Source organism: Flavobacterium beibuense F44-8, assembly GCF_000769915.1.
GTDB classification, from domain to species: domain Bacteria; phylum Bacteroidota; class Bacteroidia; order Flavobacteriales; family Flavobacteriaceae; genus Flavobacterium; species Flavobacterium beibuense.
This window is the reverse complement of sequence record NZ_JRLV01000010.1, coordinates 140,116-152,069: the sequence shown is the minus strand read 5'-3', so window position 1 is coordinate 152,069 and position 11,954 is coordinate 140,116. Positions and strand designations below refer to the sequence as shown.

Sequence of the window (11,954 nt, the reverse complement as noted above, 5' to 3'; positions counted from 1 at the left end):
AAACAGATGACAAGTTTATTGATAGTTATAGTTTTAGTTTTATTAGGCATTGCAATATGGCAATTAACTAAAATATTTGATTTAACTCAAATCGGCACAGCTGTTAACGGCGATTCAGAAGTTGCTAATGATAGAGATAATAATGTAAATGGTTACCTGATGTTTGCCTTTCTTGGCTTCATCTATGTGTTCACTATATACTCTCTTGTAAAATGGGGTCACCTTGCATTAGGTACTCCTGCATCAGAGCATGGTCCGCAGTATGATAACCTTATGACTATTTCGTTAGTATTAATTTTTATTGTACAAACGATTACTCAGTTCCTTTTACACTACTTTGCATTTAAATACAGAGGTAAAAAAGGACAGGTTGCTTTTTATTATGCAGATAACGACAAACTGGAGTTTGTTTGGACAATTATCCCGGTAATTGTACTTGCAGGTCTTATTCTTTACGGTCTTTATGCCTGGACAAACATCATGTTTGTTGATGAAAATAAAGAAGATACTATTGTTGTTGAGCTTTATGCTAAACAATTTAGCTGGGAAGCAAGATATGCCGGTGAAGACGGTGTGCTTGGTAAAGCTAACGTAAGATATATTGAAGGTGTTAATACTTTAGGTGTGGATATGTCTGATCCAAATGCTCAGGATGATATCCAGTCTACAGAACTTCACCTACCAAAAGGTAAGCAGGTTATATTTAAGTTCCGTTCTCAGGACGTACTTCACTCTGCTTACATGCCTCACTTCAGAGCTCAAATGAACGTAGTACCTGGTATGGTAACACAGTTTGCCTTTACTCCTACAATCACAACTGAAGAGATGCGTTTAGATCCAAAAATCATGGATAAAGTAGCTAACATTAACAAAATCAGATCTGAGAAAAGTGCTGATTTAATTGCTGATGGTGGTGAAGCGCTTTCTCCTTATACATTTGACTACTTACTTCTTTGTAACAAAATTTGTGGTGCTTCTCACTACAACATGCAAATGAAGATTGTTGTTGAGGATGAAGCCGACTTTAATAAATGGTTAGGTGAGAAAAAAACACTTGGTGCAGCTGTAAAAGAATCTCAGGCTAGTGAAGCTCCGGCTGAGGCGGCTCCTGCTCCTGCTACTGAAGAGCAAGAGGCAGCAACTGTAATCGATTCTACAGTAGTAGACCATAAATAATAAAATAATTCTTTTTAAATATTCAAATTAAAGAAATATGTCAGCAGTAGGACACGAAATACACGGTCACGATGATCATGGGCATCACAAAGAGACCTTCATCACGAAGTATATCTTTAGTATAGATCACAAAATGATCGCTAAGCAATACCTGCTTACCGGTGTAGTTATGGGTATTATTGGTATTGTGATGTCATTATTATTCCGTATGCAAATTGCATGGCCGGAAGAGTCTTTCACAATTTTTAAAGTTCTTTTAGGAGATAAATTTGCTCCGGGTGGAGTAATGCGTAACGATATATATCTGGCGCTTGTAACCATTCACGGTACCATCATGGTATTCTTTGTATTGACTGCAGGTTTGAGTGGTACTTTCAGTAACCTTCTTATTCCGTTACAAATTGGTGCAAGGGATATGGCATCAGGTTTCATGAACATGATATCATACTGGTTATTCTTCCTTTCTTCTGTAATCATGGTTATCTCTCTATTCGTAGAGGCTGGACCGGCTTCAGCAGGTTGGACAATATACCCTCCTTTAAGTGCACTTCCGCAGGCAATTGGTGGTTCTGGTGCAGGTATGACACTTTGGTTAGTATCTATGGCAATATTCATTGCTTCGTCACTTATGGGATCACTTAACTATGTGGTAACTGTAATTAACCTTAGAACAAAAGGTATGTCTATGACAAGACTACCTCTTACAATCTGGGCGTTCTTTATTACTGCTGTTATCGGTATAGTTTCGTTCCCTGTATTACTTTCTGCTGCATTACTATTAATATTCGATAGAAGTTTCGGTACTTCATTCTTCCTTTCAGATATCTTTATTGCTGGTGACGTTCTTCATTACCAGGGAGGTTCTCCGGTATTATTTGAGCACCTATTCTGGTTCTTAGGTCACCCTGAGGTATATATTGTATTACTACCTGCATTAGGTATTACATCTGAAATTATTGCAACTAACTCACGTAAGCCAATCTTTGGTTACCGTGCGATGATTGCTTCTATTCTTGCAATTGCATTCCTTTCAACAATCGTTTGGGGTCACCACATGTTCGTATCAGGTATGAACCCGTTCTTAGGTTCTGTGTTTACCTTTACAACACTTCTTATTGCGATTCCGTCGGCTGTTAAGGCATTCAACTATATTACAACACTATGGAGAGGTAATCTGCAAATGAACCCTGCAATGCTATTCTCTATTGGTCTTGTATCTACTTTCATCACTGGTGGTCTTACAGGTATCATCCTTGGTGACAGTACACTTGATATTAACGTTCACGATACTTACTTCGTTGTGGCTCACTTCCACTTAGTAATGGGTATCTCTGCTCTATACGGTATGTTTGCCGGTATTTACCACTGGTTCCCTAAAATGTTCGGTACTATGATGAACAAGAACCTTGGTTATATTCACTTCTGGGTAACAGCAGTATGTGCTTACGGAGTATTCTTCCCAATGCACTTTATAGGTATGGCGGGTCTTCCAAGACGTTACTATACTAACTCTGCTTTCCCATTGTTTGATGACCTTGCAGATGTTAACGTTATCATCACAATGTTTGCTATTATTGGTGCTGCATTCCAGTTAGTGTTCCTTTGGAACTTCTTCTACAGCATCTTTAAAGGTAAAAAAGCTCCTCAAAACCCATGGAGATCTAACACTCTTGAGTGGACTACTCCGGTTGAGCACATTCACGGTAACTGGCCAGGTGAAATTCCTGAAGTTTACAGATGGCCATATGACTACAGTAAACCAGGTCACGATGAAGACTTCGTACCTCAAACTGTACCGATGAAACCAAACGAAGAACAGTTACACCATTAATAAATGGTACATATCATAATAAAAGCCTCTCCTAACAGGGAGGCTTTTTGTTTAAATGCTTATTTTTATATAAAATAAGAAATGATATGATGGCAGACGATTATACTTTTAGTGTTAATAAAAACATGAATCAGTTTGAACTGGTTGTGGATGAGGATAATATTGCTTTTTTGGAATTCTATACCGACGGCAAAAAAATGTTTTTAAACCATACCGAAGTTCCTGTTGATTTAAGAGGAAGAGGCATTGCGGCAAAGCTTGTTGAGAAGAGCCTGGCGTATTGCAGGGAAAACAATTTAATTGTTGTGCCGGCCTGTTCTTATGTGGCGCATTTTATTGATGATAATCCGCAGTGGAATGATGTGTTGTCTGAAGGTTATCAAATGTGAGCCTAATTAAATTATATTTGCCGTATGAATGAGAATTTAGATCCTACTAATAAAAACTTTAATCCCGAAGAGCTTGATTTAGAGAAAAAGCTGAGACCCCTGTCGTTTGATGATTTTACAGGTCAGGATCAGGTATTGGAAAACCTGAAGGTATTTGTGGAAGCGGCAAACTTTCGTGATGAGGCTTTAGATCATACCCTGTTTCACGGTCCCCCGGGGCTTGGTAAGACCACTTTGGCAAACATACTGGCAAATGAGCTGGGAGTGGGTATTAAAATCACCTCAGGACCTGTTTTAGACAAACCGGGCGATTTAGCCGGATTGCTTACCAACCTTGATGAAAGGGATATACTTTTTATTGACGAGATTCACCGTCTTAGTCCGGTTGTGGAGGAGTATCTCTACTCGGCTATGGAGGATTTTAAAATAGATATAATGATTGAGTCGGGGCCTAATGCCCGTTCCGTTCAAATAGGTCTTAACCCGTTTACATTGGTTGGGGCTACAACCCGTTCGGGTTTATTAACGGCGCCTATGCGTGCCCGTTTTGGTATTTCAAGCCGACTTCAGTATTATACTACCGAACTTTTAACGAGTATAGTGGAGCGTAGTTCTGCCATACTTAAAATGCCTATTACTATGGAAGCTGCTATTGAAATAGCAGGTCGTAGCCGTGGTACACCCCGTATTGCCAATGCACTTTTACGACGGGTTCGTGACTTTGCTCAGATAAAAGGTAACGGTAAAATTGATATTGAGATAGCCAGATATTCACTTAAGGCTCTTAATGTAGATGCTCATGGTCTTGATGAAATGGACAATAAGATACTTAATACTATAATCGATAAGTTTAAAGGTGGACCTGTTGGTTTATCTACACTGGCAACAGCAGTGTCTGAAAGCGGAGAGACAATTGAAGAAGTATATGAACCTTTCCTTATTCAGGAAGGATTTATAGTAAGAACGCCAAGAGGCAGGGAAGTTACCGAGAAAGCATACAAGCATCTGGGTAAGATTAGAATGACGCAGGGAGGATTGTTTTAGCATTTAACTATTAATCAACCAATATAATTATTAATGAAAAGATTTTTAATTCCATCCTTACTATTGGTAGGAGTTGTTGCGCTTCTTTCTTACAAAGGTATAGCCGATGCATATACTAAAGACGAAATCAAATTGTATGCAAAGAGTGTAGGTATACCTCAGGAAGATTTGTATTTTATAAAAAGCGACTTACAGGCTCAGTATCTTGAAACAGGTCAGCCTAATCTTATTGTTTTAAACAGGCAGATGCAAAAACTTAAAGCCGGAACCTGTTATATGGAGTTTCCGTACTATATGGATGTTTTTTTTGAAATGAAGTCTCAGGTTAAGGATACTCTTAGCATGTATGATATGAAGTTTGACGGAGATGTAAACAAAGTTTTTGAAACCATTCAGGGAGGTGAAACGCTTAAACTTGATGCTTCTAAAAAGTATTATGCCTTTTATTATTTTGCGAGGTATGCTAAGTTTAAGGATAAGCTTATCAAAAAAAGTATGAAACGGTATAAAGACAGTATACAATACTTCTATGTAAACGTAGATAATATAAAACAATAAAAAAGCCGCTAACAGCGGCTTTTTTATTGTTTTGAGGGTGAACTTGCTTTTGGTAACTTTGCCTGCGTAATTATAGCTTACTTTGGATAACAGAAAACGATATTCCGACTTTATTAAAGCCGAAGCCAAACGCCTCGGGTTTTTGTCATGCGGTATATCTAAAGCAGGGTTTCTGGAAGAGGAAGCACCCCGTTTGGAAAAATGGCTTAATGATAATAGGCACGGTAAAATGCAGTACATGGAAAACCACTTTGATAAAAGGTTAGATCCAACCCTGCTTGTTGACGGAGCCAAAAGTGTGATTTCTCTTTTGCTGAATTACTATCCTGAGCAAACCCAAACGGAGGGGAGTTATAAAATATCAAAATATGCCTATGGGCAGGACTACCACTTTGTAATTAAATCCAAGTTAAAGGAGCTACTGCAATCCATTCAGGAAATCATAGGTGAGGTAGAAGGTAGGGCTTTTGTAGATTCGGCTCCGGTGCTCGATAAGGCTTGGGCGGCAAAAAGTGGTTTGGGTTGGATAGGTAAAAACAGTAACCTGTTAAGTAAGCAGGTGGGTTCTTTCTTTTTTATTGCCGAGCTTATTGTTGATATAGATTTAGAATATGATGGTGTAACTACAGATCATTGCGGAAGCTGCACAGCCTGTATTGATGCTTGCCCTACACAGGCAATAATAGAGCCTTATGTTGTTGATGGCAGTAAGTGTATTTCTTATTTTACCATTGAGCTTAAGGAAAACATTCCGGCAGATATGAGGGGTAAGTTTGACGACTGGGCTTTTGGTTGTGATGTTTGCCAGGATGTATGTCCGTGGAACCGTTTTTCCAAACCACATCGTGAACCGTTATTTAATCCGCATCCTGATTTATTATCCATGACAAAAAAGGACTGGGATGAAATTACCGAAGAAACTTTTAGGGCGGTGTTTAAAAACTCGGCGGTTAAGCGCACAAAATTTGAAGGGCTTACAAGAAATATAAATTTCCTTAAGCCCTTATAAACAACTCAAAATTAATTTGTGGTAATTGTGAAACTTTCGTTTTGTGATTCCTGTTCTTCCGTACCGTCAAAAAAGCACATTTCATAAAGTATATAGTGTTTTATATTGAACACTTTCCCCCAGCTTTCAATATCTTTCCCGCTACTTTCTACAGCACAGTAATATTTTGCCTGGTCTTTTTCATAAGGTAGTATATAGGCAAAAGCATAAAAAGGTTCGTTGTATTTTATGTTTAGCTGAGTTCCGTATACCCTCATGCTATAATCATCGGTAGCTAGGCTTTTGTATTTATGGTCTATGCTGAATCTTCCAAAATCAAAAGATGTTCTCAGTTCTTTCTTTGAACTTTTACCACTCATTAAAGTAATCTTAAGGGTGTCTTTAGTAACTCTTGCCAGGTTAAATGTAGCCGAGTTAAGCAAGGTGTCCACCTTTTTGATTTTACTGTTCCATATTTCTTTAGATACCAAATAGTAGTCTTTCTTATTTAAATCACTTCCGGTAAACATAACATCATAATACTCAATTTTTTGCCACGATAATAAATTGAGTACCTCTTCATCGGTGGTAGGTTGTGGGTAAATCATTTTTACATCAGGAGTGTTTTGTGCATTAAGTTTGATTACGCATAACATAAAAGTCATTATGCATAAAAGCAGGTTTTTTGTTTTCATAACTGGGTTGATTTTATAGTACAAAGGTATTTTGGATTGTAACACAAGGGAGTGAAAGGGGGTTAATTAGCGTTAATTAGCGTTAATAAAAATGGGTGTTGCTGTTTTTAAATTTTATTTTTGATAACCTATGAAAAAAAATATTCGCTTCATTTTTATACTAATGTCTGTTTGTGTGGCGGGAATAACCCTGCTTCAGCTTTATTATAGCTATACTAATTATACTGTTAAGCAGGCATCTTTTGAGAAAGATGTAGAAAAGGCATTTAGTGAGGCTATTGATAGTGCCTTTGTGGTAAGGAATGAAAATATTGTTAAGGAGTTTGAAGGTTGGTTGAGAGATACAACCTTTGTTACCCTTAGCTGTAAATGGGACGAAATTAAACAGATGCCAGTATTTACTATAAAGGAGCGTAAGCTTGCCGGACCCGGTGGACAAAATGAGTTAAGTATGAATGTGATGGAAATTCAGGACAGGGTCGATTCGTTAACCCCACTGGTAAAGGATAAGTTTGTGACAAAAATGGGAGATATGGTAAGGAGCGGACTGAAAAAAGGAATGGTGTGGTATTATACTCAGGGAATAGGAGAACGACTTTCAAAACGTAAAGATGAAATGCAGATAGATATTAATGTTTTGGAAAGTGAATATACCCTTGCATTAAAAAGAAAAGGAATTGAATTGCCGTTTTTGTTAGGTGTAAAGGGAGATAGCCAATCTGGTTTTTGTTCAAATAGTTATAATATAGGGGTTAAAAATCCTGAAGACAGGCAGGTGTGGGCATGCTTTAATAATGCCGAACTGTATTTACTTAAACAATTAAAATGGATAATAATCAGTTCGCTGTTGCTTATAATTATTACACTGTTTTGTTTTTGGTATACGGCAAAGGTGTTGCTTAGCCAGCAAAAACTGAGTGAACTAAAGGACGATTTTATTAGTAACATGACCCATGAGATACATTCTCCGTTGGCATCGGTTATAATTACAGCCGAAGCTTTAAAAGGTTTTGAGATGACTAAAGAGGAACGTGATAATTATATTGATATAATTTTATACCAGTCGGCTAAACTAACAGCGCTTACTGATGATATATTAACGGGAGTAAAACTTGAACGCAAAGGGCAGTTGGCTAATGATGAAATATCTTTAAAAGATATTGCCTTTACTATAATTCGTGATTGTAGTGCTAAGGCTAATATACAATACATCGGCAATGATGTAGTGTTTAGGGGAGATAAGAAACATATAATTGCAGTATTGTCTAATTTGGTGGAAAATGCAGTTAAGTATAATCTGGAGGATGATTCGGTTGTCGATATAAAAGGTGAGGTTAAAGGTAAAGAAGTTGTCATTACAGTTTCAGATAACGGCCCGGGCATACCTAATGAGTACAAACAAAAAGTATTTGACGAATTTTACCGCATACCTACCGGCAATGTACATACCGTAAAAGGTTACGGACTGGGGTTAAGTTATGTGAAAAAAGTAGTGAAAGCCCATAAGGGAAGTGTCGAAGTGAAAGATAATCACCCTAAGGGGAGTGTCTTTATAATCAGGATTCCGTATGAAGTATAAAATACTGTTAGCCGAAGACGAGCCTTTTTTAGGAAAGGTGATAAAAGAAAGCCTTGAGAAAAATAATTATGAGGTAATATTGGCTTCAAACGGTAAAGAGGCGTGGAACCTGTTTAATGAACAGGAGTTTTCCCTTTGTATACTGGATGTGATGATGCCTTATAAAGACGGATTCACACTGGCTGCCCAGATGAGGGAGTTCAGTAAAAATATTCCGTTAATGTTTTTAACGGCAAAATCAGATATTAAAGATGTTGCTCAGGGGTATGCCAGTGGTGGTAACGATTATTTAAGGAAGCCCTTTAGTTTGGAAGAATTGTTTTTAAGAGTAGCCGAACTGCTTAAGCGAAGTAAGAGCGAAAAACAGGAGACCGATGAATTAATGATTGGTCAATATATTTTTTACCCTAAAAGGCAGGAGTTGATAAACGGGATTAAAAAAAAGGTAAAGCTTTCTTATAAAGAAGCCCGACTTTTAGAATTGCTGCTGCAAAATAAAAATCAGGTATTGGAAAGAAAATCTGCCCTTATGCAACTTTGGGGAGATGACAATTTTTTTACTACCCGTAATATGGATGTGTACATAACAAAGCTCAGGAAAAAGCTAAGGGAAGATGCATCAGTAGAGATTGTAAATGTTCGGGGTTTTGGCTACAAGCTCATTTGTTGACTATTCATTAATTAAATAAAAAGAAAGTTCTTAAAAATTTCTCAATTTCGGCGATACGCTTACCTTTGTAAGTTCTGTAATAAAAGTAAATAGAATGAACAAGTACAGTAAGCGCAGAGAAGCACTTTTATACCACGCCAAACCCCATCCGGGTAAAATACAGGTGGTGCCTACAAAGAAATATGCTACACAAAGGGATTTGTCGTTAGCTTATTCTCCGGGAGTGGCAGAGCCATGTCTTGAAATAGCCAAAGATGTAAATAACGTTTATAAATATACTGCAAAAGGTAACCTTGTAGCTGTAATATCAAACGGCACGGCGGTTTTAGGTTTGGGGGACATAGGTCCTGAAGCATCTAAGCCGGTGATGGAAGGTAAAGGTCTTTTGTTTAAGATTTTTGCTGATATTGATGTTTTTGATATCGAAGTAGATACCAAGGATATAGATAAGTTTATCGAAACGGTAAAAAATATTGCTCCTACCTTTGGAGGGATTAACCTTGAGGATATTAAAGCGCCTGAGTCTTTTGAAATAGAAAGAAGGCTTGTTGAAGAGCTTAATATACCTGTAATGCACGATGACCAGCACGGTACGGCCATAATTTCTTCGGCTGCACTTTTAAATGCGTTGGAGCTTGCTGATAAGAAAATAGAAGATGTTAAGGTAGTGGTTTCGGGTGCCGGATCGGCTGCTTTGGCATGTGCTAACCTTTATCTGCTTTTAGGGGTAAAGGCCGAAAATATAACCATGTTTGATAAAGATGGTATGCTTGTAAAAAGCCGTACCGATTTATTAGATCTTCAAATGAAATATGCTAAGGATGCTGAGCCTGTTACTTTATCTGAAGCGGTTAAGGGGAGCGATGTTTTCTTAGGACTTTCGGTAGGTAATGTGCTTACACCCGAAATGCTGCTTACCATGAATCATGATCCAATTGTGTTTGCAATGGCAAACCCAATTCCGGAAATTGATTATGATCTTGCTGTCGCAACACGTGACGATATTATCATGGCAACAGGTAGGTCTGACCATCCTAACCAGGTAAATAATGTACTTGGTTTCCCTTATATATTTAGGGGTGCGATGGATGTTAGGGCTACAAAAATTAACGAGGCTATGAAAATGGCTGCCGTTAAAGCGCTTGCTGAACTGGCTAAAGCACCGGTGCCCGAGCAGGTAAATATCGCTTATGGTGAAACCAAACTTAACTTTGGTCGTGACTATATTATTCCAAAACCTTTTGATCCAAGGCTTATTGCAGTGGTGCCGCCGGCAGTGGCTCAGGCAGCAATGGAGTCGGGTGTGGCGTTAAACCCTATAACCGATTGGGATAAGTATGCCGAGGAGCTTTTAGACAGGCTGGGTAACGATAACAAAATGGTAAGACTGCTTACCAATAGGGCTAAAACCGATCCTAAACGAATTGTATTTGCCGAGGCAGATCATCTTGATGTGCTTAAAGCTGCACAAATTGTTCATGAGGAGAAAATTGGTATTCCGATCCTGTTAGGTAACAGCGAAATTATAAATGAACTTAAGGAAGAAATAGGTTTTGAGGCCGAAGTGGCTATTATTGATCCGAAGACCGATGAGGAAGAGGAAAGAAGAAACCGTTATGCTGATGTATTTTGGAGTTCGAGGAACCGCAGAGGCGTAAGCCTTTTAGACGCACAAAAGTGGATGCGTGAGCGTAACTACTTTGCGGCAATGATGGTGAACGAAGGAGATGCCGATGCTATGGTTACTGGATATTCAAGGAGTTATCCGGCAACGGTTAAGCCTATTATCCAGCTTATAGGTAAAGCGCCAAGTGTAACTAAAATAGCTACTACAAACCTTATGCTTACCAAACGCGGACCGATGTTCCTTTCTGACACGGCAATTAACCCGAATCCAAATGCTGAAGAACTTGCTAAAATTGCTATTATGACTGCAAGAACGGTAAGAATGTTTGGTATGGAGCCTGTACTGGCAATGGTATCGTTCTCAAACTATGGTTCATCGCCCGATCCTGAAGCAGTGAAAGTAAGAGAGGCGGTACAGATACTTCATCGTGATTATCCTGATTTACTGGTAGATGGAGAAGTTCAGGCCGATTTTGCCTTAAATGCAGAAATGTCAAAAGATAAGTTTCCTTTTTCAAAAATTGCAGGAAAAAAGGTTAATACATTAATTTTTCCTAACTTGGATGCAGCTAACATTACTTATAAGTTGTTAAAAGAGCTGAATAAGGTAGTCTCTATCGGGCCTATAATGCTTGGTATGAACAAGCCTGTTCACGTTTTCCAGTTAGGAGCCAGTGTAGAGGAGATGGTAAATATGGCAGCAGTAGCTGTTGTAGATGCTCAGGAGAAGGAAAAACGTTTAAAAATGGCAAAAAATTAATACATAGCTAATCGTTAGAGAATTTTATTATTTTTGGGAACGGATAAAAAAATGTTATGATAGCACATCTTCAGGGAAGACTTGTTGAGAAAACACCAACAGAAGTAGTAATAGACTGTAATGGGGTTGGTTACCAGGTTAATATTTCCCTGCACACCTTTTCTCTTTTACCTGATTCTGAAAACATAAGGTTGTATACCTTTTTACAGGTTAAGGAAGACGCACATACCCTTTTTGGTTTTATGGAAAAAGCCGAAAGGGAACTATTTAAGTTTCTTATTTCTGTTTCAGGAGTGGGGGCTGGTACGGCACGTACAATGCTCTCTTCGCTTGAACCGAAACAAATTATAAACGCCATTGCATCGGGAGATGTGGCAACAATTCAGTCTATAAAAGGGATTGGTGCAAAAACGGCACAAAGGGTAATACTGGACCTTAAGGATAAAGTGTTAAAAGTGTACGATTTGGGTGAAGTTTCGGTATCGGGTTACAATACAAATAAAGATGAGGCGTTATCTGCGTTAGAGGTTTTAGGATTTAACAAAAAATCTGCAGAAAAAGTTGTAGATAAGATTGTTAGGGAAAATCCGGATGTTACTGTTGAAACAATTATCAAACAAGCATTAAAAAATTTATAG

Annotated in this window: 11 protein-coding genes; 10 read left to right on the top strand and 1 reads right to left on the bottom strand. The window is 38.2% G+C overall.

Translation table 11 applies throughout. From position 1 onward, the window contains the following. Positions 1-6: 6 nt before the first annotated feature. The 6 genes from Q763_RS10730 to queG all read left to right on the top strand — a co-directional run bounded on the left by Q763_RS10730 (position 7) and on the right by queG (position 6,007). Positions 7-1,176 (top strand): cytochrome c oxidase subunit II, encoded by a 1,170-nt coding sequence (locus Q763_RS10730; RefSeq protein WP_035134087.1) that lies wholly within the window; start codon positions 7-9, stop codon positions 1,174-1,176. 37 nt (positions 1,177-1,213) lie between these two features. Beyond that, a complete protein-coding gene (locus tag Q763_RS10725) occupies positions 1,214-3,007 on the top strand; it encodes a cytochrome c oxidase subunit I (protein WP_035134085.1) in 1,794 nt (597 codons plus the stop codon). Positions 3,008-3,093: 86 nt separating this feature from the next. Continuing rightward, the gene (locus tag Q763_RS10720; protein ID WP_035134083.1) at positions 3,094-3,396 is read left to right on the top strand and encodes a GNAT family N-acetyltransferase; all 303 of its coding nucleotides are present in this window, start codon (positions 3,094-3,096) and stop codon (positions 3,394-3,396) included. A gap of 24 nt (positions 3,397-3,420) precedes the next feature. Further along, on the top strand, positions 3,421-4,440 hold the full coding sequence (ruvB, locus tag Q763_RS10715) for a Holliday junction branch migration DNA helicase RuvB (protein ID WP_035134081.1): 1,020 nt from the start codon (positions 3,421-3,423) through the stop codon (positions 4,438-4,440). A gap of 33 nt (positions 4,441-4,473) precedes the next feature. Continuing rightward, positions 4,474-4,998: a hypothetical protein gene (locus Q763_RS10710; protein WP_035134079.1), complete on the top strand. Its 525-nt coding sequence runs from the start codon at positions 4,474-4,476 to the stop codon at positions 4,996-4,998. Between the two features lie 82 nt (positions 4,999-5,080). After that, positions 5,081-6,007: a tRNA epoxyqueuosine(34) reductase QueG gene (queG, locus tag Q763_RS10705; protein ID WP_035134077.1), complete on the top strand. Its 927-nt coding sequence runs from the start codon at positions 5,081-5,083 to the stop codon at positions 6,005-6,007. A gap of 11 nt (positions 6,008-6,018) precedes the next feature. Here queG and Q763_RS10700 read toward each other — a convergent pair whose 3' ends face one another. After that, on the bottom strand, positions 6,019-6,681 hold the full coding sequence (locus tag Q763_RS10700; protein WP_035134075.1) for a hypothetical protein: 663 nt from the start codon (positions 6,679-6,681) through the stop codon (positions 6,019-6,021). A 130-nt stretch (positions 6,682-6,811) separates the two neighbouring features. On the opposite strand from Q763_RS10700, the gene Q763_RS10695 reads away from it, so the two are divergent. The 4 genes from Q763_RS10695 (at position 6,812) to ruvA (ending at position 11,954) form a co-directional block, all read left to right on the top strand. After that, a complete protein-coding gene (locus Q763_RS10695; protein WP_035134073.1) occupies positions 6,812-8,260 on the top strand; it encodes a sensor histidine kinase in 1,449 nt (482 codons plus the stop codon). Continuing rightward, complete coding sequence (locus Q763_RS10690; protein ID WP_035134071.1) at positions 8,250-8,930, top strand: response regulator transcription factor; 681 nt, start codon at positions 8,250-8,252, stop codon at positions 8,928-8,930. Before Q763_RS10695 ends, Q763_RS10690 begins: the two co-directional genes overlap by 11 nt. Positions 8,931-9,024: 94 nt before the next feature. Further along, complete coding sequence (locus tag Q763_RS10685) at positions 9,025-11,316, top strand: NADP-dependent malic enzyme (RefSeq protein WP_035134069.1); 2,292 nt, start codon at positions 9,025-9,027, stop codon at positions 11,314-11,316. A gap of 56 nt (positions 11,317-11,372) precedes the next feature. Then, a complete protein-coding gene (gene ruvA, locus Q763_RS10680; RefSeq protein ID WP_035134067.1) occupies positions 11,373-11,954 on the top strand; it encodes a Holliday junction branch migration protein RuvA in 582 nt (193 codons plus the stop codon).

Excerpts from the sequence above, each read along its gene's own strand:
- Q763_RS10730 (WP_035134087.1), top strand. The coding sequence starts at position 7 with ATGACAAGTTTATTGATAGTTATAGTTTTAGTTTTATTAGGCATTGCA.
- Q763_RS10700 (WP_035134075.1), bottom strand. The coding sequence starts at position 6,681 with ATGAAAACAAAAAACCTGCTTTTATGCATAATGACTTTTATGTTATGC.
- Q763_RS10710 (WP_035134079.1), top strand. The coding sequence starts at position 4,474 with ATGAAAAGATTTTTAATTCCATCCTTACTATTGGTAGGAGTTGTTGCG.
- Q763_RS10725 (WP_035134085.1), top strand. The coding sequence starts at position 1,214 with ATGTCAGCAGTAGGACACGAAATACACGGTCACGATGATCATGGGCAT.
- ruvA (WP_035134067.1), top strand. The coding sequence starts at position 11,373 with ATGATAGCACATCTTCAGGGAAGACTTGTTGAGAAAACACCAACAGAA.
- ruvB (WP_035134081.1), top strand. The coding sequence starts at position 3,421 with ATGAATGAGAATTTAGATCCTACTAATAAAAACTTTAATCCCGAAGAG.
- Q763_RS10695 (WP_035134073.1), top strand. The coding sequence starts at position 6,812 with ATGAAAAAAAATATTCGCTTCATTTTTATACTAATGTCTGTTTGTGTG.
- Q763_RS10690 (WP_035134071.1), top strand. The coding sequence starts at position 8,250 with ATGAAGTATAAAATACTGTTAGCCGAAGACGAGCCTTTTTTAGGAAAG.
- Q763_RS10720 (WP_035134083.1), top strand. The coding sequence starts at position 3,094 with ATGATGGCAGACGATTATACTTTTAGTGTTAATAAAAACATGAATCAG.
- Q763_RS10685 (WP_035134069.1), top strand. The coding sequence starts at position 9,025 with ATGAACAAGTACAGTAAGCGCAGAGAAGCACTTTTATACCACGCCAAA.